Annotated in this window: 22 protein-coding genes and 1 pseudogene; 13 read left to right on the plus strand and 10 right to left on the minus strand. The window is 66.8% G+C overall.

All coding sequences use genetic code 11. The features are described 5' to 3' along the window. Positions 1-335: 335 nt before the first annotated feature. The 3 genes from AruCF_RS27575 to AruCF_RS27585 all read right to left on the minus strand — a co-directional run bounded on the left by AruCF_RS27575 (position 336) and on the right by AruCF_RS27585 (position 2,291). Positions 336-764 carry an organic hydroperoxide resistance protein gene (locus tag AruCF_RS27575; protein WP_024070675.1) on the minus strand — a complete coding sequence of 143 codons (429 nt, stop codon included), beginning with the start codon at positions 762-764 and terminating at the stop codon, positions 336-338. Between the two features lie 155 nt (positions 765-919). Continuing rightward, the gene (locus AruCF_RS27580; RefSeq protein ID WP_049076957.1) at positions 920-1,381 is read right to left on the minus strand and encodes a MarR family winged helix-turn-helix transcriptional regulator; all 462 of its coding nucleotides are present in this window, start codon (positions 1,379-1,381) and stop codon (positions 920-922) included. A 202-nt stretch (positions 1,382-1,583) separates the two neighbouring features. Further along, positions 1,584-2,291: a Crp/Fnr family transcriptional regulator gene (locus tag AruCF_RS27585; RefSeq protein ID WP_049076959.1), complete on the minus strand. Its 708-nt coding sequence runs from the start codon at positions 2,289-2,291 to the stop codon at positions 1,584-1,586. 168 nt (positions 2,292-2,459) lie between these two features. Between AruCF_RS27585 and AruCF_RS27590 the strand changes: the two genes are divergently transcribed. The 7 genes from AruCF_RS27590 (at position 2,460) to AruCF_RS27620 (ending at position 11,185) form a co-directional block, all read left to right on the plus strand. Further along, on the plus strand, positions 2,460-4,436 hold the full coding sequence (locus tag AruCF_RS27590; RefSeq protein WP_049076961.1) for an AMP-dependent synthetase/ligase: 1,977 nt from the start codon (positions 2,460-2,462) through the stop codon (positions 4,434-4,436). A 5-nt stretch (positions 4,437-4,441) separates the two neighbouring features. Next, complete coding sequence (locus AruCF_RS27595) at positions 4,442-5,338, plus strand: ABC transporter ATP-binding protein (protein ID WP_006389834.1); 897 nt, start codon at positions 4,442-4,444, stop codon at positions 5,336-5,338. A gap of 10 nt (positions 5,339-5,348) precedes the next feature. Continuing rightward, positions 5,349-6,278, plus strand: a complete 930-nt coding sequence (locus tag AruCF_RS27600; RefSeq protein WP_049078187.1) for a branched-chain amino acid ABC transporter permease — start codon at positions 5,349-5,351, stop codon at positions 6,276-6,278. A 23-nt stretch (positions 6,279-6,301) separates the two neighbouring features. Next, positions 6,302-7,366, plus strand: a complete 1,065-nt coding sequence (locus AruCF_RS27605) for a branched-chain amino acid ABC transporter permease (RefSeq protein ID WP_049076964.1) — start codon at positions 6,302-6,304, stop codon at positions 7,364-7,366. Positions 7,367-7,592: 226 nt separating this feature from the next. Next, entirely contained in the window at positions 7,593-8,933 is a 1,341-nt protein-coding gene (locus AruCF_RS27610) for an ABC transporter substrate-binding protein (RefSeq protein WP_080977525.1), read from the plus strand. Between the two features lie 58 nt (positions 8,934-8,991). Next, a complete protein-coding gene (locus tag AruCF_RS27615; RefSeq protein WP_049076966.1) occupies positions 8,992-9,834 on the plus strand; it encodes an ABC transporter ATP-binding protein in 843 nt (280 codons plus the stop codon). 82 nt (positions 9,835-9,916) lie between these two features. Continuing rightward, entirely contained in the window at positions 9,917-11,185 is a 1,269-nt protein-coding gene (locus tag AruCF_RS27620) for a phenylacetate--CoA ligase family protein (protein ID WP_049076969.1), read from the plus strand. Between the two features lie 77 nt (positions 11,186-11,262). Here the strand turns inward: AruCF_RS27620 and AruCF_RS27625 are convergent, their stop codons facing one another. From AruCF_RS27625 to AruCF_RS27640, 4 genes are read right to left on the minus strand one after another with little or no spacing between them, the layout of a single operon-like run. Next, positions 11,263-12,501: an NAD(P)/FAD-dependent oxidoreductase gene (locus AruCF_RS27625; RefSeq protein WP_049076972.1), complete on the minus strand. Its 1,239-nt coding sequence runs from the start codon at positions 12,499-12,501 to the stop codon at positions 11,263-11,265. 13 nt (positions 12,502-12,514) lie between these two features. After that, a complete protein-coding gene (locus AruCF_RS27630; RefSeq protein ID WP_049076974.1) occupies positions 12,515-12,952 on the minus strand; it encodes a YeeE/YedE family protein in 438 nt (145 codons plus the stop codon). A 1-nt stretch (position 12,953) separates the two neighbouring features. Then, positions 12,954-13,385 (minus strand): YeeE/YedE family protein, encoded by a 432-nt coding sequence (locus AruCF_RS27635; RefSeq protein WP_059273123.1) that lies wholly within the window; start codon positions 13,383-13,385, stop codon positions 12,954-12,956. Then, positions 13,379-13,720 carry an ArsR/SmtB family transcription factor gene (locus AruCF_RS27640; protein WP_083037037.1) on the minus strand — a complete coding sequence of 114 codons (342 nt, stop codon included), beginning with the start codon at positions 13,718-13,720 and terminating at the stop codon, positions 13,379-13,381. The genes AruCF_RS27635 and AruCF_RS27640 overlap by 7 nt, the downstream gene beginning before the upstream one ends. A gap of 126 nt (positions 13,721-13,846) precedes the next feature. On the opposite strand from AruCF_RS27640, the gene AruCF_RS27645 reads away from it, so the two are divergent. From AruCF_RS27645 to AruCF_RS27660, 4 genes are all read left to right on the plus strand, one after another. Continuing rightward, positions 13,847-14,710, plus strand: coding sequence for an MBL fold metallo-hydrolase (locus AruCF_RS27645; protein WP_049076979.1), 864 nt, complete (start codon positions 13,847-13,849; stop codon positions 14,708-14,710). Between the two features lie 99 nt (positions 14,711-14,809). Next, the gene (gene pap / locus AruCF_RS27650; RefSeq protein WP_049076982.1) at positions 14,810-16,276 is read left to right on the plus strand and encodes a polyphosphate:AMP phosphotransferase; all 1,467 of its coding nucleotides are present in this window, start codon (positions 14,810-14,812) and stop codon (positions 16,274-16,276) included. A gap of 21 nt (positions 16,277-16,297) precedes the next feature. Next, positions 16,298-16,747 (plus strand): GNAT family N-acetyltransferase, encoded by a 450-nt coding sequence (locus AruCF_RS27655; protein ID WP_049076985.1) that lies wholly within the window; start codon positions 16,298-16,300, stop codon positions 16,745-16,747. After that, on the plus strand, positions 16,744-17,208 hold the full coding sequence (locus tag AruCF_RS27660) for an HIT family protein (protein WP_049076988.1): 465 nt from the start codon (positions 16,744-16,746) through the stop codon (positions 17,206-17,208). Before AruCF_RS27655 ends, AruCF_RS27660 begins: the two co-directional genes overlap by 4 nt. 30 nt (positions 17,209-17,238) lie before the next feature. Here AruCF_RS27660 and AruCF_RS27665 read toward each other — a convergent pair whose 3' ends face one another. After that, positions 17,239-18,627, minus strand: a complete 1,389-nt coding sequence (locus tag AruCF_RS27665; RefSeq protein WP_436404817.1) for a glycosyltransferase — start codon at positions 18,625-18,627, stop codon at positions 17,239-17,241. A gap of 260 nt (positions 18,628-18,887) precedes the next feature. On the opposite strand from AruCF_RS27665, the gene nhaA reads away from it, so the two are divergent. Beyond that, a complete protein-coding gene (gene nhaA, locus AruCF_RS27670) occupies positions 18,888-20,111 on the plus strand; it encodes a Na+/H+ antiporter NhaA (protein ID WP_049076989.1) in 1,224 nt (407 codons plus the stop codon). 50 nt (positions 20,112-20,161) lie between these two features. Further along, entirely contained in the window at positions 20,162-20,563 is a 402-nt protein-coding gene (locus AruCF_RS27675) for a DUF488 domain-containing protein (protein ID WP_083037038.1), read from the plus strand. 54 nt (positions 20,564-20,617) lie between these two features. Here the strand turns inward: AruCF_RS27675 and AruCF_RS27680 are convergent, their stop codons facing one another. Together AruCF_RS27680 and AruCF_RS30105 are read right to left on the minus strand one after the other, a co-directional pair. Further along, positions 20,618-21,466: a lysozyme inhibitor LprI family protein gene (locus tag AruCF_RS27680; RefSeq protein WP_049076992.1), complete on the minus strand. Its 849-nt coding sequence runs from the start codon at positions 21,464-21,466 to the stop codon at positions 20,618-20,620. A 23-nt stretch (positions 21,467-21,489) separates the two neighbouring features. Continuing rightward, positions 21,490-21,964, minus strand: a pseudogene (locus tag AruCF_RS30105) (hypothetical protein); the annotation flags it as partial.

Consider the following 21,964-nt stretch of genomic DNA (forward strand, 5'->3'; position numbering starts at 1 on the left):
TCGGGCGCATCTACACGCCCCGCCCGCCACCGCCCGCCGCCCCGCCGTGCTCGCGATTGCTTTGGTTCCTGCGCTGCTGGGGTTAGCCGTGTGCTTGGCATGCTTTGGCCGCGGGTGCTCTCGCTGAAGATCTTGCGGGGCCCGCCCAAAGGCGGCCGCGCGGGCGGCCTTTTTGGGCTTACGCGCTGGTTTTGCGTTGGCGGATGACGCTGCGCGCGGGTGACGGACGGCTTGGTGGGCCGCCTGTTCTTGGGAGTGGAGCGGATGAAAAAAGGCAGGATTGCGCGGTGGCGCAATCCTGCCTTTGCTTTTGGCGCGCGGGACGCGCGCTGTGCTTAGACGGTGATGGTCAGGGTGACGTCGATGTTGCCGCGGGTGGCGTTCGAGTAGGGGCAGACGATGTGGGCGGCGGCGACGAGTTTTTCGGCTTCGGCGCGGTCCATGCCAGGCAGCGAGATCTTCAGTTCGGCTTCGATGCCGAAACCGGTGGGGATGGGGCCGATGCCGACCGAGCCGTCGATGGTGGCGTTGGCGGGCATGGCGATCTTGTCGCGGCCGGCGACGAACTTCATGGCGCCCATGAAGCAGGCGGAGTAGCCGACGGCGAACAGCTGCTCGGGGTTGGTGCCGGCCGCGCCGGCGCCGCCCAGTTCCTTCGGGGTGGTCAGCTTGACGTTCAGGTTGCCGTCGCTGGAGACGCCAGTGCCTTCACGGCCGCCGGTGACGTGGGCGTGGGCGCGGTAGAGGACTTTTTCGATGGACATGGTGCTTTCCTTTTGGATGAAGGTGGGGGGACTGCCGGGCTGACGGGAACGTTCCCGCTTCGACCCTTACTGATTTGATAGCACACGATTACATCGTGCACTATTTATAACCGGGAATGACAGCGATTGCCATCATCCTCCGCAAAGACTGCGAATCAAAGACTGCTGACCAACTTTTCCCGCAATTCGTGCAACGACTTCATGGTGCCCTGCGCCTCTTCCAGCGAACACTGGGCCGCTGCGGCGATGGCGTGGGGCACGGCTTCGGCCTGGTTGCGCAGGTCGCGGCCCTGACGGGTCAGGGTGACGATGACCTGGCGTTCGTCATCCTGCGCGCGGGCCCGGGTAACCAGGCCGGCCGCCTCCAGCCGCTTGAGCAGCGGCGTCAGGGTGGCCGAGTCCAGGAACAGGCGTTCGCCGATGTCGGTGACCGTGATTTCGTCGCGTTCCCACAGCACCAGCATGACCAGGTACTGCGGATACGTCAGATCCAGGCCGCGCAGCAGCTTGCGGTACACCTTGTTCATCGCCAGGGAGGTCGAGTACAGGGCGAAACACAGCTGGCTGTCTAGCAGCAGCGGGTTGAACGCGCTTTTGGGCTGGGATCTGGATTTCATTGCGCAATATTAAATAGCGCACTATTTATCGTCAAGCACTTTTTCCGGGCTTTTGTATCCGCCATGGCGATTGGCGTCCTCTCGCGTGCTGCGCTGCGGCAGGAAGGCCCCGTCGAAGATGGTGAACAGGGGGGTATCAGGCGACACCCCCAAGGGCCTGAGCCCCGCGCCGTGTCGACCAAGGCTGGCGTCTCGGCCCCGTTCAGGCGGCGTGCTCGCCTTCCAGCGCCCCGCGGTCGGAACCGTAGCGCTTCAAGCCGTCCAGGTCCAGCACCCGCACGGCGCCGTACTCGACATTCAGCAGCCCGGCCTCTTCCAGCTTGCGCAGCGCCTGGTTGGCGCGCTGGCGCGAGACCCGCGCCAGGTAACCGACCTCTTCCTGCGTGATCGTCAGGCGCATGCCCATGCCGGGGTACAGCAGCGGGTTGAACAGCTCGGCCAGGCAGCGCGCCACGCGCGCGTCCGGATCCAGCAGGCGGTCGTATTCGGCCTTGCCGATGAACTGGGCGACGCGTTCGTTCAACTGGTGCAGCAGGTAGCGGTTGAAGGGAATGCTGGTGTCCAGCAGCCAATCGAAAGTGGTGGCCGGCAGGCGCGCGACGACGGAATCGCGCAGCGCCACGATGTCGTACTTGCGGACTTCGCGCTTGAGCAGCGAGCCCTCGCCGATCCAGCCGCCCGCGGGCACGCCGGTCAGCGATGCGACCTTGCCTTCGGCATTTCCCACCGACACCTTCACCAGGCCCGCCAGCACGCCGATCCAAGCCTGGGCGAGTTCGCCTTTGCGCTCTATGATCGACCCGGCGGCAACTTGCTGCACGGACAGGTCTCGCTCGACGCGCGCTTGCTGCTCGGCGTCGAGTACGCGAAACCAGGCCGCGGCCAGTTGCAGGGAGTCGGATAGCTGCATCGGGAATACCCTAAAAGCTCCTTGAATGTCGCGATGGTGACAGTTGGTAGCAACCCAACCTTATACCTTAACTCCTGCCGTAAATCTAAAACCAACTGGTCAAGCGCGATCTCCCGCGCGCCGCGTTAGCGGCCTCGGGTGCGATGTGCCCAAACCGGAGGAGACAACGTGGCACATTCATCGCCCGCATCCGCAACGATGCCGGCGGCGCTGGATACTTTTCCGGCGCTGCTGTTCGCGCATGCCGACGTACGCGGGTCGCGGCCCGCGATACGTGAGAAAGACCTGGGTATCTGGCAAACCCTTACCTGGTCGCAAGTGGCTGAGCACGTGCGCCAGGTCGCCCACGGGCTGGCATCGCTGGGCATCCAGCCCGGTATGCACGTGGCCGTGATCGGCGAGAACCGGCCGCGCCTGTACATGGCCATGATGGCCACGCAATCGCTCGGCGCCATTCCCGTTCCGCTCTACCAGGACGCCGTGGCCCAGGAAATGGTCTACGTGCTGCAGGACGCCGAGATCAGCGTCGCCGTGGTCGAGGACCAGGAGCAGGTCGACAAGATGCTGGAAGTGCGCGAGCAATGCCCCGCGCTCAAGCACGTGGTCTACGACGATCCGCGCGGCCTGCGCCACTACACCGATGCGATGCTGCTGTCGTACGACCGGCTCGAGGAGATTGGCCGCGAGTACGCCGCGCAGCATCCCGACTTCTTCGCCCGCGCCGTGGCCGCGGTGCAGCCGCACGACGCGGCCGCGATGTTCTATACCTCCGGCACCACCGGCAAGCCCAAGGGCGTGGTGCTGACGCACCATGCGCTGATCGACCGCGCCCGCGCCGTGTCCGAGATGGAGAACCTGACCGACCGCGAGGACGTGCTGGCCTACCTGCCGCCGGCCTGGATCGGGCAGAACATGTTTTCGTACACGCAGCTGCTGGTCACGGGCTTCACCGTGAACCATCCGGAGTCGCCCGATACCGTGTCGATCGACATGCGCGACATCGGCCCCACCTACTACTTCGCGCCGCCGCGCGTGCTGGAAGGCCTGCTGACCCATGTGATGATCCGCATGGAGGACGCCGGTTATCTCAAGCGCAAGCTGTTCCATGCCTGCATGAAGCTGGCGCGCCGCGTCGGCACCCGCATCCTGGACGGCGAACCGGTCAACGCCTGGGACCGCCTGCGCTACGCGCTGGGCAATGTGCTGATCTACGGTCCGCTGCGCAATGCGCTGGGCATGAGCCGCGTGCGCGTGGCCTATACGGCCGGCGAGGCCATCGGCCCCGACCTGTTCGTGTTCTACCGCTCCATCGGCATCAACCTCAAGCAGCTCTACGGCTCCACCGAAACCTCGGTGTTCGTCTGCGTGCAGCCGGACGGCCAGGTGCGCGACGACACCGTCGGCCCGCCCGTGGCCGGCGTGGAGATCCGCGTGGCCGACAACGGCGAAATCCTGGTCAAGAGCCCCGGCCTGTTCAAGGAGTACTACCGCAACCCGGGCGCCACGCAGGAAGCGCGCAGCGCCGACGGCTGGTTCCACACGGGCGACGCGGGTTACCTGGACACCGATGGCCAGCTCAAGATCATCGACCGCGCCAAGGACGTCGGCAAGCTGGCCGACGGCAGCCTGTTCGCGCCCAAGTATCTCGAGAACAAGCTCAAGTTCTTCCCGCACATCAAGGAAGCAGTGGCGTTCGGCGCCGGCCGCCAGGACGTGTGCGCCTTCATCAACATCGACCTGGAAGCCGTGGGCAACTGGGCCGAGCGCCGCGGCCTGCCCTACGCCGGCTATACCGACCTGGCGGGCAAGGACGAGGTCTACCAGCTCATCGCCGATTGCGTCGAGCAGGTCAATGCCGACCTGGCCACCGATCCCAAGCTGTCGGCCTCGCAGATCGGCCGCTTCCTGATCCTGCACAAGGAACTGGATCCGGATGACGACGAACTGACGCGCACCCGCAAGGTGCGGCGCGCCTTCATCGCGCAAAAGTACGGCGTGCTGATCGACGCCCTGTTCGAAGGCAAGCCGTCCCAGTACATCGAAACCGAAGTGAAGTTCGAGGACGGCCGCACCGGCAAGATCGCCGCCGACCTGAAGATCCGCCCGGTCAAGACGTTCCCCGCCATCACCGCCCGAGCCGCGTAGAGACCATGAGCAACAACGACCGCGACCAGCGCATCGGCGACGTGATGCTGGACATGCAGAACATCTCGCTGTCCTTCGGCGGCGTCAAGGCGCTGACGGACATTTCCTTCAATGTGCGCGAGCACGAGATCCGCGCCATCATCGGCCCCAACGGCGCGGGCAAGAGTTCGATGCTGAACGTCATCAACGGCGTCTACACGCCGCAGCAGGGCGGCATCGCCTTCCGCGGCGAGCGCTTTTCGCGCATGAATCCACGCCGCGCCGCCGAAATGGGTATCGCGCGCACCTTCCAGAACCTGGCCCTGTTCAAGGGCATGAGCGTGCTGGACAACATCATGACCGGACGCAATCTGCGCATGAAGTGCGGGCTGCTGGCGCAGGCCTTCCGCCTGGGCGCCGCCGAACGCGAAGAGATCGAGCACCGCCAGTTCGTCGAGAACATCATCGACTTCCTCGAGATCCAGGCGTATCGCAAAACGCCCGTGGGGCGCCTGCCCTACGGCCTGCAAAAGCGCGTTGACCTGGGCCGCGCGCTGGCCATGGAGCCGCGCCTGCTGCTGCTGGACGAGCCGATGGCCGGCATGAACATCGAGGAGAAGCAGGACATGAGCCGCTTCATCCTCGACGTGAACGACGAATTCGGCACCACCATCGTGCTGATCGAGCACGACATGGGCGTGGTCATGGACATCTCCGACCGCGTGGTGGTGCTGGACTACGGCAAAAAGATCGGCGACGGCAAGCCCGATGAGGTGCGCGCCAACGAAGACGTCATCCGAGCGTACCTTGGCGTCGGCGGCGAAGCCGCCGTCACCCAGGACGCCGAAGCGCAGGCAACAGCCCCCGCCCCTAACCCTCCCCCCGAGGGGGAGGGAGAAAACTCACTGGCTGCACGGACTTAAGGGGCGAATGATGGGATTTTTTCTGGAAACCTTATTCGGCGGCCTGATGAGCGGCATGCTGTACGCCCTGATCGGCCTGGGCTTCGTGCTGATCTTCAAGGCGTCGGGCGTGTTCAACTTCGCGCAGGGCGCCATGGTGCTGGTGGCGGCGCTGTCGATGGCGCGCTTCTCGGAGTGGATACCGCGCTGGTTCGGCTTCGAAAACATGATCCTGGCCAACGTGCTGGCGTTCATCGTCAGCGCCATCCTCATGTTCCTGCTGGCCGTGGCGATCGAGCGCTTCGTGCTGCGCCACCTGGTCAACCAGGAGGCCACCACCCTGCTCATGGCCACGCTGGGCATCAGCTATTTCCTTGACGGCCTGGGCCAGATCTCGTTCGGCAGCTCGGTCTATTCCATCAACGTCGGCATGCCGAAGGATCCGTTGATGATCCTGGACTCGGTGTTCGAAGGCGGCCTGCTCATCAACCTCGAAGACCTGACCGCCGCGGTCATCGCCGCGCTGCTGGTGGCCGCGCTGGCGCTGTTCTTCCAGTTCACCTCCACCGGCCGCGCGCTGCGCGCCGTGGCGGACGACCACCAGGCGGCGCAGTCCATCGGCATTCCGCTGAACCGCATCTGGGTCATCGTCTGGAGCGTGGCCGGCCTGGTGGCGCTGGTGGCCGGCATCATCTGGGGCTCCAAGTTCGGCGTGCAGTTCACGCTCTCGACCGCGGCGCTGCGGGCGCTGCCGGTGGTGATTCTGGGCGGCCTGACCTCGGTGCCGGGCGCCATTCTCGGCGGCCTGATCATCGGCGTGGGCGAAAAGCTGTCCGAGGTCTACCTGGGTTCGCTGGTGGGCGGCGGCATCGAAATCTGGTTCGCCTATGTGCTGGCGCTGGTGTTCCTGCTGTTCCGTCCGCAAGGGCTGTTCGGCGAGAAGATCATCGACCGCGTCTGACCACGGCCTTCTAGGATAAAAACATGTTCTATCGCGAAAACGGCCAATTCAAGACCAGCTATCGCGCCGACCAGCAGATCTTCCCGATCCGCCAGGACCGCGTCTTCATCTGGCTGCTGCTGGCGGTGGCGTTCATCGCCATCCCGGCGCTGTCCAGCGACTACCTGCTGCGCGCCATCCTGATCCCGTTCCTGATCCTGTCGCTGGCCGCCGTCGGCCTGAACATCCTGGTGGGCTATTGCGGCCAGATCTCGCTGGGCACGGGCGCCTTCATGGCGGTGGGCGCGTATGCCGCCTGGAACTTCGGCGTGCGCTTCCCGGGCATGCCGCTGATCGTCCAGATCCTGCTGGGCGGGTGCTTCGCCACCATCGTTGGCGTGATCTTCGGCATTCCCAGCCTGCGCATCCGCGGCCTGTACCTGGCCGTGGCCACGCTGGCGGCGCAGTTCTTCGTCGACTGGGCGTTCCTGCGCATCCCGTTCTTCACCAACTATTCGTCGTCGGGCAACGTCTCGGTGCCGCCGCTGACCGCCTTCGGCCTGCCGGTACAGAGCGCGCTGGAAAAGTACCTGTTCGTGTTGATCCTGGTGGTGATCTTCAGCCTGCTGGCCAAGAACCTGGTGCGCGGCGCCATCGGCCGCCAGTGGATGGCGATCCGCGACATGGACGTGGCCGCCTCGGTCATCGGCATCCGCCCGATGTACGCCAAGCTCACCGCGTTCGCGGTCAGCTCGTTCATCGTCGGCGTGGCCGGCGCGCTGTGGGGCTACATCCACCTGGGCTCGTGGGAGCCGCTGGCCTTCGACCTGACGCGTTCGTTCCAGTTGCTGTTCATGGTCATCATCGGCGGACTGGGTTCCATCATCGGCAGCTTCTTCGGCGCGGCCTTCATTGTGCTGGTGCCGGTGGCGCTGACCAACGTGCCGCACATGCTGGGCCTGTCGCTGTCGGTGGACACCGCCGCGCACGTCGAGCACATGGTGTTCGGCGCGCTGATCGTGTTCTTCCTGATCGCCGAGCCGCACGGGCTGGCGCGGTTGTGGAGCATCGGCAAGGAAAAGCTCCGCATCTGGCCCTTCCCCCACTAATGATGGGCCCACCCCCGAAAGCGCCTGCGGCGCTTCCCCCCTCAAGGGGCGCCGCTGGGGACCGGCAAAGCCGGATCCGCCGCGGCCCGGATGGTGCGGCTCCCGTTGTGATCATCGTCGGTAGTAGCGGTATCCGCGCCACGACCGACATCCTGAATACCCGGCTCCAGACCGGGCCAACCCCGGTGTCCGAGGGTTTATGACCCAAACACCACGCAGGAGGTAAATGGAGATGAAGCGTCTTAACCTGAAGTTGGCGGCAGCCTTGGTGGCCGCAGCCGGCGCCGTGGGCGCCGTGGCCACGCCGGCAATGGCGGCGGAAGAGCAGTTCGTTCCGTTGCTGGTGTACCGGACCGGGTCGTTCGCGCCGCTGGGCATTCCCTGGGCCGATGGCAAGCTGGATTACCTGAAGCTGGTCAACGAACGCGACGGCGGCGTCAACGGCGTCAAGATCACCTACGAGGAATGCGAAACCGCCTACGCCACCGATCGCGGCGTCGAGTGCTACGAGCGCCTGAAGGGCAAGGGCACCGGCGCCTCGGGCTTCGACACGCAATCGACCGGCATCACCTTCGCGGTCAGCGACAAGGCCATGGTGGACAAGGTGCCGGTCGAGACGATGGGCTACGGCCTGTCGCAATCGGTCGATGGCAGCGTGTTCGAGTGGAACTTCCCGCTGCTCGGCACCTACTGGACCGCCGCCGACGTGATGATCCAGGACATCGCCAAGAAAGAAGGCGGCATGGACAAGCTCAAGGGCAAGAAGATCGCCCTGGTCTACCACGACTCACCCTATGGCAAGGAACCGATCCCGCTGCTGCAGAAGCGCGCCGCCAAGGAAGGCTTCGAGCTGCTGCTGTATCCGGTGACCGCCCCCGGCGTGGAACAGAAGTCCACCTGGCTACAGATCCGCCAGGCGCGCCCGGCCTATGTGCTGCTGTGGAGCGCCGGCATCATGACGCCCACCGCCATCCGCGAAGCGCAGGCCAGCGGCTACCCGCGCGACAAGATGTACGCGATCTGGTGGGCCGGCTCCGAAGGCGACGTCAAGGACCTGGGCGATGTCGCCAAGGGCTACAACGCCATCACCATCCACAACAGCGGCGCCGACCACGACAAGGTCTATGACGATCTGAAGAAGTACGTCTACGACAAGGGCCAGGGTTCGGACAAGACGGGCAAGACCACGCTCGGCACCATCGCCCACACCCGCGGCATGATGATCTCGATGCTGCAGGTCGAGGCGATCCGTACCGCGCAGGAAAAGTTCGGCAAGGGCAAGGCGCTCACGCCCGACCAGGTGCGCTGGGGCTTCGAGAACCTGAACCTGACACAGGAACGCCTGAACCAGCTGGGCTTCGGCCAGATCATGCGCCCGGTCAAGACCTCGTGCAGCAACCACAAGGGCGACGACTGGGCCCGCATCGTGCAGTGGGACGGCGCCAAGTTCAAGGTCGTCTCGGACTGGTACCAGGCCGACAAGACCCTGTTGGACCCGATGGTGAAGGAAGCCGCGGCGAAGTACGCCAAGGAAAAGAACATCACGCCCCGCACTTGCGAGAACTGATGTGAACCGGCGGCCGGCGCCCCACGGCGTCGGCCGCCACCAAGCCGCAGGAACCGCCATGACCGCAGCAACGACTACCGCTACTACCGCCGACACCCCCAAGGTGCTGCTCGATGTGAACGGCATCGAGGTGATCTACAACCACGTCATCCTGGTGCTCAAGGGCGTGTCCCTGCAGGTGCCGGAAGGCCGGATCGTGGCCCTGCTGGGCGCCAACGGCGCCGGCAAGACCACCACGTTGCGCGCCATCTCGAACCTGCTCAAGGGCGAGCGCGGCGACGTCACCAAGGGCCACATCCAGTACCGCGACCAGCGCATCGAAAAGCTGTCGCCGGCCGAACTGGTCAAGCGCGGCGTGGTGCAGGTGATGGAGGGCCGCCATTGCTTCGCCCACCTCACCATCGAAGAGAACCTGCTGACGGGCGCCTACACCCGCGACCTCAGCCGCGGCGACACCAGCGCGGCGCTGGAGCGCGTCTATCAGTATTTCCCGCGCCTGAAGCAGCGCCGCGCCAGCCAGGCCGGCTACACCTCGGGCGGCGAACAACAGATGACCGCCATCGGCCGCGCGCTGATGGCCAACCCCAACATGATCCTGCTGGACGAGCCGTCCATGGGACTGGCGCCACAGATCGTCGAGGAAATCTTCGAGATCGTGCGCGACCTGAACCAGCGCGAGCGCGTCAGCTTCCTGCTGGCCGAGCAGAACACCAACATCGCGCTGCGCTATGCCGACTACGGCTACATCCTGGAGAACGGCCGCGTGATGATGGACGGCGCCGCGCAGGACCTGGCCCAGAACGAGGACGTGAAAGAGTTCTACCTGGGCATTTCCAGCGGCGAACGCAAGAGTTTCCGCGACAACAAGTTCTACCGCCGCCGCAAACGCTGGCTGGCCTGATCCCTGGAGCGGCGACGCCGGCGCGGTCCGGCTCGCCGCCGGCAACGACACCGCAGTACGGCACACGAGAGGGTGCGATCCCATGTCCGAGTTTTTCGATGTCCTGGAAACCCGAGCGCCCGAGCAACGCGAGCGCGACCTGATGGCGGCCCTGCCCGACGCCATCGCCCGCGCCATCGCCCGCGCGCCGGCCATTGCCGAGCAACTGCGCGGCATCGACCCCGCCACGGTCACCTCGCGCGCCGCGCTGGCGCGCCTGCCGGTGCTGCGCAAGCACGAGCTGCTGGAACGCCAGCAGCACAGCCGCGAACAGGCGGCGCAACCGGCCGGACCGCAAAAGGCCTTCGGCGGCTTCTCGGCCATCGGCTGGGGCGAAGCCATGCGCGTGTTCGCCTCGCCCGGCCCGATCTACGAACCCGAAAGCGCGCGCGCCGACTACTGGCGCTTTGCCCGCGCGCTGTACGCCGCGGGCTTTCGCGCCGGCGAGCTGGCCTACAACTGCTTCTCCTATCACTTCACGCCAGCCGGCTCGATGATGGAGACCGCCGCGCACGCCGTCGGCTGCACCGTGTTCCCCGGCGGCACCGGCCAGACCGAACAGCAGGTGCGCGCGATCCAGGACCTGGCGCCCAGCGGCTACACCGGCACGCCCAGCTTCCTGAAGATCATCCTGGAAAAGGCCGACGAACTCGGCGTGAAGCTGGATTCGCTGCGCCGCGCCCTGGTGTCCGGCGAAGCCTTCCCGCCGTCGCTGCGCGACTGGCTGGCCGCGCGCGGCATCGAGGGCTACCAGGCCTACGGCAGCGCCGACCTGGGCATGATCGCGTTCGAGACGCCGGCGCGCCAGGGCCTGGTGCTCGGCGAGGACATCATCGTCGAGATCGTGCGGCCCGGCACCGGCGAACCGGTGCCCGATGGCGAAGTGGGCGAAGTCGTGGTCACCACGCTGAACCCCGACTACCCGCTGGTGCGCTTCGGCACCGGCGACCTGTCGGCGGTGATGCCGGGCATCTCGCCCTGCGGCCGCACCAACACCCGCATCAAGGGCTGGATGGGACGCGCCGACCAGACCACCAAGGTGCGCGGCATGTTCGTGCATCCCTCGCAGGTGGCCGACGTGGTGCGCCGCCACCCGGAAATCCTGCGGGCACGCCTGGTGATCAGCGGCACCACCGGGTCGGACAAAATGGTGCTGCGGGTGGAATCACGCGTGCGCGGCGAAGACCTGGGCGCCCGCATCGCCGAATCGGTGCGCGACGTGACCAAGCTGCGCAGCGACGTCGAATGGGCCGAGGCCGGCTCCCTGCCCAACGACGGCAAGGTCATCGACGACATCCGCACCTACGAATAACAAGGATAAGAAGAAGAAAGGCGCGCGCCCGGGACCGGCAAAGCCCGGGCGCGGCAGCGCCGCCGGCGACGGCAGGCTCAATTGCCCAACGGACGGGCCAGCCATTCGCGGCCCTTGAGCATGCCGTTCCAGTAGATCCACGGCAGCATCGTCGCCTTCAGGAACCAGGCGCTCTTGCGCGGCACGGTCGGGTCCAGCGGGAAGGTGGGCAGCAGCTTGCCGCCATAGCCGAACTCGGCCAGCACGATGCGGCCGCGCTCAACCGTCAGCGGGCACGAGCCGTAGCCATCGTACGTCACCGGCAGCGCATGCCCTTCGCGCACCGCCAGCAGGTTCTCGGCCACCGTGACGATCTGCTTGCGCGCCGCCGCCGCGGTCTTGGCGTTGGTGGTGCTGATGCCATCGCCCAGCCCGAAGATGTTGTCGTAGCGCACGTGGCGCAGCGTGGCCGGATCGACCTCGCACCAGCCGGCCGCATCGGCCAGCGCGCTCTGGCGCAGGAAATCGTGCGGCACCTGCGGCGGCACCGCGTGCAGCATGTCGAATGACTTCTCTACACGGGTCACCGCCCCCTCGGCGTCCTTGACGTCGAACCAGGCCTTGCGCGCCGGGCCGTCCACCGCCACCAGCGCCGAATTGAACGCCAGCGAAATGCCGTAGCTTTCCACATAGCGCATCAGCGGCGGCACGAAGGTCGGCACGCCGAACAGCACCGCGCCGGCCAGGTCGAATTCGACATTGATGCGATCCAGCACGCCGCTGCGGCGCCAGTGGTCGCACGCCAGGTACATGGCCTTCTGCGGCGCGCCGGCGCACTTGATCGGCATGGCCGGCTGCGTGAACAGCGCCTTGCCGCCTTTCAGGCCGCGCACCAGCTCCCAGGTGTAGGGCGCCAGGTCGAAGCGGTAGTTGGAACTGACGCCATTGCGGCCCAGCGTTTCCGACAGGCCCTCGACCTTGTCCCAGGCCAGGCGCAGTCCCGGACACACGATCAATTGCTGGTAGCTGACCGCGCTGCCATCCGCCAGCCGGACCTGATTGGCCTCGGGCTCGAAACCCGCCGCCGCGGCCTGCAGCCAAGTGGCGCGGCCCGGCATCACCGACCGCGTCGGCCGCACGGTCTTGGCGACGTCGAAGGCGCCACCGCCGACCAGCGTCCAGGCCGGCTGATAGTAGTGCTTGTCGCTGGGCTCGATGACCGCGATGCGCAGGTCCGGACGGCGGCGCAGCAGGCTGGCGGTCACGCCGATGCCCGCCGAACCGCCCCCGACCACCACCACGTCGAAATCGCGCCGCGCCTGTGCTGCCGTCTGCATGCTTGTCTCCCTGCTATCGACCGGTCCGGGGTGGCCGGTTCGTCATGTATTGAATTGCCGAGTACAGCGCCATGCCGGCCACCATGGCCGCCACGAAGATCAGGGCTTCCCGCACGCCGGCCGCCGCCGCCACCAGCGCCGGGCCGGGGCAGAAACCCGCCAGCCCCCAGCCCGCGCCAAACGCCAGGCTGCCCAACGCCAGCCGCGGATCGATACGCGTGGCCGTGGGCCAATGCAGCGGCTCGCCGGACAGGCTGGCACGGCGACGGCGCAACCAGGCAAAGCCCGCTGCCGTCACGGCCAGCGCACCGCCCATCACCAACGCCAGCGAAGGATCCCAGCTTCCCGCCAGGTCCAGGAAGCCCAGCACCTTGGCGGGGTTGGCCATGCCGGAAACAAGCAGTCCCAGACCGAACACCAATCCCGAGAGAAACGCGAACAAGGCCACCATGTCAGCCTCCCATCAGGTGCCGCGCGACATACACGGTGGCGAACCCCGCCGCCATGAAAAGCGCCGTCGCCGCCAGGGAACGGCGCGAGCCGCGCGCCAGCCCGCAGACGCCGTGGCCGCTGGTACACCCCGACGCGTAACGCGTGCCAATGCCAACCAGCAGGCCGGCCGCGATCAGCCTTGCATTGCCCGCTTCCACCACGATCGGCGGCAGCGCGCTGCCCAGCCGATACAGCCAGGGCGACAGGCACAACCCCAGCAGGAACGCCAGCCGCCAGCCGGCATTTCGATCAGGCGGCAACAGCCCGCCGAGGATGCCGCTGATGCCGGCGATGCGGCCCGCGCCCAGCATCATGAGAACGGCGGCCACGCCAATGACCGCGCCGCCGGCGAGCGCGCTTGCAGGGGTAAAGGCGGACAGGTCGATCATGATGCGAGCGCCGCCATGGTCCGACCGCAATACAGGCTCGACAGTGTCTTCATGACCTGGTCGACCTCGAAGCTGGCCAGTTGGTAGTACACGTACTTGCCCTGGCGCCGCGTGCTCACCAGGCCCTCGTCGCGCAGCACGCCCAGTTGCTGCGACAGCGTCGGCTGGCGGATGCCGGTCAGGGATTCCAGTTCACCGACGTTGCGCTCGCCCTGCACCAGTTGGCACAGCAGCAGCAGCAGCCGGTCTTCATTGGCCAGCGCCTTGAGCAGCGCGCAGGCCTGGGAGGCGGATTCGCGCAGCGCGGCGACTTCGCAATCGTTCAGGGCAGTCAGCATTTGATGGGGATCAATCGGCGGAAAAGAGTTTGATCATTATATTGACGGATAAACTATCCAACAATATTATTGAAAAATATATATTGTTCTGCGCACCCTCCTCCTTTGCTCCCGGCGCCCCCTCTCATGAACCCGCATATCCAGGCCTTCTTCGACCCGGTCACCGCCACCGTTACCTACGTGGTCCACGAGCCCGTGGCGGGCGGCGCCTGTGCCATCATCGATTCGGTGCTGGACTACGACCCCAAATCCGGCCGCACCAGCTCCGCCAGCGCCGACCGGGTCGCCGCCTATGTGCGCGAACACGGACTACGCACCGACTGGCTGCTGGAAACCCACGCGCACGCCGACCACCTGTCGGCCGCGCCCTATCTGCAGCGCCAGTTGGGCGGTGTCATCGCCATCGGCCAGAGCATCCGCACCGTGCAGGGCGTATTCAAGAAGATCTTCAACCTCGAACCCCAATTCCAGCTCGACGGTTCGCAATTCGGCCGCCTGTTCGCCGATGGCGAAACCTTCCAGATCGGCGCCCTCACCGCGAGCGCCATGCACGTACCCGGCCATACGCCGGCCGACATGGCCTACCGCATCGGCGACGCCGTCTTCGTCGGCGACACCCTGTTCATGCCCGACGTCGGCACCGCGCGCTGCGACTTTCCCGGCGGCGACGCCCACCAGTTGTACCGCTCCATCCGTCAGCTGCTGAGCCTGCCGGACGACACCCGCCTTTACATGTGCCACGACTATCCCCCCGCCGGCCGAGAAGCCGCGTGGCAGACCACCGTGGCCGAGCAGCGCCGCGCCAACATCCACGTGCGCGACGGCATCGGCGAAGACGACTTCGTCGCCATGCGCACGCAGCGCGACGCCACCCTGTCCATGCCCACGCTGATCCTGCCCGCCATCCAGGTGAATATCCGCGCGGGCCATTTCCCGCCGGCGGAAGACAACGGCGTGCGCTACCTCAAGATTCCCGTCGACGCCCTGTAGCGGGCGCGCCGCGGCTTGCCGGGCGGCGCACTTGCGCGCCGCCGGGATATCCCGCAAGATCGGCCGGTCACAAGATTGCCGATCAAACGGAATCCCCTCATGTTCGCCGAAGCCGAAGCCGACCCCGTCCTGTCCAAGGAAGCCTTCAAGCCGCTGGAAGCCAAGCTGCGCGTCGCGCTGCTGAATGCGCAATACCAGCGTTTGCAGAAGGCGGAGAAATCCCTGCTGGTGGTGGTGGCCGGCATCGACGGCGCCGGCAAGGGCGCCACGGTCAACCTGCTCAACGAGTGGATGGACCCGCGCCACATCAGGACGCTGGCCTACGGCCCGCCGGAAGGCGGCGAACTGGAGCGTCCGCCGATGTGGCGCTACTGGAAAGACCTGCCGCCCAAGGGCAGCACCGGCATCGTTTTCGGTTCCTGGTACACGCCGCTGATCCGCGAAGCCGCGCGCAAGAAGCCCAACCAGGACAGCATCGAGGCGCAGTCGGTGGCCATCCGGCGCTTCGAGGCCATGCTGGCGGCCGAGGGCGTGCAGATCCTCAAGCTCTGGTTCCACCTGTCGTCCGACGCCCAGCGGGCGCGCGCCAAGCGCCTGCTGGCCAGTCCCGAGACCTCGTGGCAGGTCAGCCCGGTCGACCTCAAGGTGTACAAGAAGTATGACCGCATCCGCAACAGCGGCCAGGTCGTCATCAACCATACCGACAGCGGCCATGCGCCCTGGGTGGTGATTCCCAGCGCCGATGAAAACATGCGCGCCGCGCGCACCGCCGAAGCGGTCCTGGCCGCCATGCGCCAGCAGAGCGTGCCGCGCATCCCGCCGACGTTCGTGGCCCACACCGGCCCGGCCCGCATCCTCGACCGGTTGGGTCAATTGGACTATGACGCCAAGCTCGACCGCGAGGACTACGAGTCCGAGCTTGGCTTGTTGCAAGGCCGGCTGGCGCGCGCGGCGCGCTCGAAGAAGTTCCAGGAACGCTCGCTGGTGTTGGTGTTCGAGGGCCAGGACGCCGCCGGCAAGGGCGGCGCCATCCGCCGCATCACCCACGCGCTGGACGCGCGCCAGTTCGATATCACGCCAGTGGCCGCGCCCAACAGCTATGAACTGTCGCGCCCGTACCTGTGGCGCTTCTGGCGCCATGTGCCGCGCCGCGGCCGCATCGCGATCTTCGACCGCTCCTGGTATGGCCGGGTGCTGGTCGAACGGGTCGAAAAGCTCACCCCGCCCGCGCAGTGGCGCCGCGCCTATGCCGAAATCAACGACTTCGAGGCACAACTGGCGGGCAGCGGCGCGCTGGTGATGAAGTTCTGGCTGGCGATCACCGCCGATGTGCAGCTCGAACGCTTCAAGGACCGCGAGAAATCGCCGTTCAAGAACTTCAAGATCACCCCCGACGACTGGCGCAATCGCGACAAATGGAAGGAATACGCCGCCGCCACCAATGAAATGCTGGCGCGTACCGACGTCAAGCACGCGCCGTGGCACCTGGTGTCGGCCAACGACAAGCGCTACGCTCGCCTGCAAGTGCTGCGGCACATCGTCGAAACCCTCGAAAACCAACTTTGATCCGCAGGAGGCCCCCGCGCCATGAGCTCCGCCGAAATCCGCCCCGCCGTCGCCACCGATTTTGACGTCTGGCTGCCGCTGTGGAAAGGCTACCAGGACTTCTATCGCGTCGACATCGCCGATGCCGTCACCCGCAACACCTGGGCCCGCTTCCTGGATCCCGCCGAGCCGATGCACGCGGCATTGGCCTACGACAGCGGCAAGGCGGTCGGCATGGTGCACTGGATCTTCCACCGCTCGACCTGGACGGCGGGCGATTACTGCTACCTGCAGGACCTGTATGTGGATCCCGCCGCCCGCGGCACCGGCGCCGGCCGCAAGCTGATCGAGCACGTCTACGCCCAGGCCGCCGCCGCCAACTGCGCCCGCGTGTACTGGCTGACCCACGAGACCAACGCCACCGCCATGCAGCTGTATGACCGCATCGCCGACCGGTCCGGCTTCATCCAGTATCGCAAGGTGCTGCCGTGAGCGCGCGCGATCCGGACTGTCCGCTGTGCCAGACCGACGGTGGCACGTTGCTGTGGCGCGGTCCGCACCTGCGCCTGATCGAGGTCGACGACCCCGACTATCCGGGCTTCACCCGCGTGGTCTGGAACGGCCACCTGGCCGAGATGACCAGCCTGTCGACCCATGGCCGCGACCTGCTGATGCGGGCCGTGTACGTGGTCGAGGAAGCGCAGCAGTCCATCCTGGCGCCCGACAAGATCAATCTGGCGTCGCTGGGCAACATGGTGCCGCACCTGCATTGGCACGTCATCCCGCGCTGGCGCGGCGACCGCCACTTCCCCGACCCGATCTGGGCGGCCCCGCGTGTCGCCGCGGGTGCCGAATCCGCCGACTGGCACGCGCGCCAGGCACGCGTTCGCGCCCTGTTGCCACGCTACCGCGACCGGCTGGTCGAGGCCATGAACGCACTGCTGTGGCACTGAGGCAGCGGCACGGAACGCGCCGGCCCGATTTCACCGCCGGCCGCCGGCCCGCCAGCCGCGGGCGGCCAGCCAGCGCAAATAGACGTACTCCACCTGGGTGGCGGTGACGGCCGGCGAAAATCGCCCTCCCTCGACATAGGCACGGCCCATCCGGCCCATGGCGCGCCGACGCGCCGGATCGTCCAGCAATTCGTCCAGCGCCCGCGCCAGCGCCGGCACGTCGCCCGGCGGCACCAGCAGGCCCGACACACCGGGCAGCATGGTTTCCGGCACGCCATCCACGTCGCCGCCGATCACCGGCACGCCAAGTCCGGCGGCCTCGATGAACACCGTGCCCAGGGCTTCGCGACGCGTCGGCAGCGCGAAGATGTCGAATGCACTCATGACGTCGCCGATGTCTTCCCGCCGGCCCAGGAAATGGACGTGACCGGCCAGGCCGAGCGCCTCGGCGCGCTCGCGCAGCAATGACAACAACGGTTCGCCATCGCCCGCCAGCACCAACCGCGCCCGCGGATGCCGGATGACGACGCGGCGGAAGGCGTCCAGCAGGTCATGGTGGCCCTTGTCGGCCCGCATCGCCGCGACGCAGCCGATGACGGGCGTGTCGGCCGACAGGCCAAGCTCGCGCCGGACACGGCCGCCGCCATCCGCGCTCAGCGACTCGACCGGGGAATGGACCATGGCGACCTTGTCCGGCGACGCGCCGCCATCGAGCAACTGGCGGCGCACGAAATCGCTGACGGCGATCACGCCGTGCGCCAGCCAGGTGTAGGCATAGAGCGAGTGGATCGGCTTGGCCAGGTGGCGGGTGCGCACGATCAACGGCGTGCGGGCCAGGCGGCCGGCGATGGCCCCCAGCACCGTATCGCGCCGGCTATGGGTATGGATGACGTCAAAGGGAGTCCGGCGCAATTGCCGATGGATCCAGGCGATGGTGCGCCAGAAATTGGCCACGCCGTCCATCGGCAGCATGTGCACGATAAAGCCGGCCTGCTGCAGGCGCACCGCCAGTTCCGAGCGCGGCTGGCACACGGCTTCGAGATGGTGGCCGCGCTCGCGCATGGCGACCATTTCCTTATAGATGCAGTATTCCTGGCCGCCGAACGAGGTGGCCGCCTCCGTGTGCAGGATGCGCAACCGGGGCGGACCGTCGTCGGGCAGGGCCGCCGGCCCGGCCATCTCCTGGTTCCAGCCGCAGCCCTGCCAGATCAGATAGGCGCCAAGATAGGCGCAATCATCGGGCGCAAGGCCCGGGGCCCCATCGCTTGGGGCTTCGGCGGCAACCAGCCGGGCGCCTTGCCAGACGCGGATGGCGCCCGCGGTGGACAGGTCGAACCGCGCCCCCTGTGCGACCCAATCCATCACCCGGGCGCTGGCCTGTAGATAGGCCACCCGATAGGCGGGGTCCGGCGCTACCATGGGCTCTGGCCGCACCTCGACCATCCGGCCGGGGCCGTCCGCTTTCGGGTGGTACATCAAGACGTAAAGCGGCGACAAAGCGTGATCTCCTGGCATTCGGAACGACGGATTCGGGGTGGGACCGGACACCGGCCTCACCGGGTCGAACAGAGTCAAATCCTATAGAAATCAACGCCCTTTACGCCTAGGACTGGTCTGAATTCAGGTAATATTCAACATCACAGGTTTTACGCTGCACCGCAGCAATCAAGGAGTGGATATTGACCCTGCAGGCCCCGCACCCGTCCCGGCCCGTCTCGTTTCTGCAGGCGTTCCTTCGCTCCGAAGCGCTCGGCGGCTATGTGCTGATGCTGGCGGCCGCGGTCGCCCTGGTCATCGCCAACAGCCCGCTCGCCCCGCACTATTTCGAAGTGCTCGGCACCAAGCTGGGATTCCAGGCCGGGCCGGTCATGCTCAAGGAATCCGTGCTGCACTGGATCAATGACGGCCTGATGGCCGTGTTCTTCCTGCTGGTGGGCCTGGAAATCAAGCGCGAGGTGCTGGATGGCCAACTGCGCGGGGCGGCCCGCATCGTGCTGCCCGGCATCGCCGCCCTGGGCGGCATGGCAATGCCTGCCCTGATCTACGTGCTGATCAACCTGGGCAGCCCCGACACCCTGCGCGGCTGGGCCATTCCAGCCGCCACTGACATCGCCTTCGCGCTCGGCATCCTGGCCCTGCTGGGCAGCCGCGTGCCAACTTCGCTGAAGGTGTTCCTGACCGCGCTGGCGATCCTGGACGACCTGGGCGCCATCGTCATCATTGCCTTGTTCTACACGTCCGAACTGAACCTGTTCGCGCTCGCCATGGCCGGCGCGCTGCTGGCCTGCCTGGTCTGCCTGAACCGGGCCGGCGTGCTGCGCCTGACGCCCTATCTGCTAATCGGCGCGGTGCTCTGGTACTTCGTGCTGAAGTCCGGCGTGCATGCCACGCTGGCGGGCGTGGCGCTGGCGCTGACCATTCCGCTGCGCCCGCAGAACCAGGGCCACGCCGGTGCGCACTCGCCGCTGCACGCGCTGGAACACGCGCTGCACAAGCCCGTGGCCCTGCTGATCGTGCCGGTGTTCGGCTTCGCCAACGCCGGTGTGTCATTCGCCGGCATGGGCCTGTCCAGCCTGGCGCAGCCGGTGCCGCTGGGCGTGGCGCTGGGCCTGTTCCTGGGCAAGCAACTGGGCGTGTTCGGGTTCGCCTGGCTGGCCATCAAATCGGGCCTCGCCAGCCTGCCGCGCCATGCCAGCTTCACGCAGCTCTATGGCGTGGCGCTACTGTGCGGCATCGGCTTCACCATGAGCCTGTTCATCGGCGCGCTGGCCTTCACCGATCCGGCCGCGGTGGACGCCACCAAGATCGGCGTGCTGACCGGCTCCCTGGCCTCGGCGGTGGTGGGTTTCCTGCTGCTGCGCGCTGGTGCCGCCGCCGCGCCCGAAGCCAAGGCCACGGTCTAGCACGGGGCTTGCCGGGGAGTAGACTTGGGGCATCCGCCACAGGAGCCGCCATGAAGCCGTCCGTCATTTCCGTGCAACGCGTCTACGAAGGCATCGGACCCAACGGGCACTACCGGGCCCTGGTGGACCGCCTGTGGCCGCGCGGCCTGCGCCGCGCCGACCTGGCGCTGGACGAATGGGCCAAGGACCTGGCCCCGAGCGCCGAACTGCGCAAGTGGTTCTGCCACGTCGACGAACGCTGGGACGCCTTTCGCGAAAAATACCTGGCCGAACTGGCCGAACCCGCCCAGCAGGCCCGCATGGCCGCCCTGCTGCAAGCCGCCGGCGAACGTCCGCTGACCCTGCTGTATGGCGCCCGCGACACCGAGCACAACCAGGCGGTGGTGTTGCGCGACGCGCTGCTGGACCATGCCCGGCATCACCGCAAGCGCCTGGCCCGGACCACGGGCTAGCCGACATTCACAAGACGCCTCGCAAGGTTGCCCGCAAGGGCAGTTTTTACAACCCTAGCGGCCCGCCGTGGTCGGGTTGGACAGCGGGAAGCTGCCGTCGGTCAGGCAGGCCTTGATCCAGCCGTAATCGTCGCTGTCGTCGACCTCGCCATCGACCTGGGGCAACGGCTTGGACGGATAGGTCGGCGCATGCACCTTGGGCCCCGTATTCCAGCGCGCGTCATCGGCAATGCTGCCCGGACAGCTCTCGTCATTGCCGTTGTAGGAGCAGGACGCCACCGGCACCGGCTTGTTGTCCACCACCTTCGCTACGTAGCGCTGGACGTAGACCGAGCCGGTGGCCCAGTATTCATCCGTGCTGCAGACGCGGTCATTGTTCTGGTAGTAGCGGGTGGCAAAGCAGGCGTAGTACTTGTAGTCCGGCGGCAGCACGTCGCAGGACACGTCATAGCCGGAGTATGGACCGCCGGTGAACTGCTTGCGAAACTCGCGCTGGCTCAACGCCACGCGGATCAGCCTGGGGATATCGTCGCCCTTCCCGCGTTCCTTGAACTCGCTGGCGCGGGCACGGATCAGGTCGGCCGCGATCGCGCCGGGCGTCTTGTCGTCGGGCAGCGATTCGGGATCGGAGGCCAGGCCCTCCAGGCGCAGGTCGCGGGCTTCGACCCAACGCCGCTGGCTGGCCACCAGCATCGCGCGGATCTCCGCGTCCGGCGCCTGCTTCAGCAAGGCGGCGTAGGCGCGGTTCAACTCGGCGTCGGCGGCCACCGCCGCGCGATCCGAACAGATCAGCTTCTCGGCCGCGTTGCTGGCCTTCTGGCAATTGATTGCCAGCGCGGACGCCGATACCACGCTGATGCCCACCAGTCCCAGCAGTTGTGCCACGCGCTTGCCGAAATGCATTGTGCTTCTCCCCGGCGACAGCCTCAGCGGCTGACGACCTCGCTGTCTTCCATGACGATGCGGTAGCGGTTGCGCAGGTCAAGGACGTAAGTGAAATTGGACGTGCCAGTCGCGGTCTTGCCACGCTCCGGGCTCGACACCTTGAAATCGTAGAGGCCCTTGACCATGCACATCTGGTCCTGGCACTTGGCCTTGAGCGAATTCTGGTCCACCACGAATCGCCGCACCGGCCAGCGCGCGAAGTAGGCCTTCTTGTCCGCCAGGATCTCCGACTTCGGCCGCGACTTCTTGAAGTAGTCGACCGTGTCGGCATAGAACTCGCGCGTGAAATTCATCGCCTCTTCATTGGTGCCGCTGCCCGCCTGGATCATCAGGGTCGCGGCGTTGATCGCGCGCTGTTCGTCGGACAGCGGCGCGGGCGCGGGATCCTTGGTCATGTAGGGATTGGCCACCGGCGGCGGGTTGGACGGCGCCGGCGCGGCGGCGGGCGCGGCCGGC

Source organism: Achromobacter ruhlandii (assembly GCF_002082135.1).
Classification (GTDB): domain Bacteria; phylum Pseudomonadota; class Gammaproteobacteria; order Burkholderiales; family Burkholderiaceae_B; genus Achromobacter; species Achromobacter ruhlandii.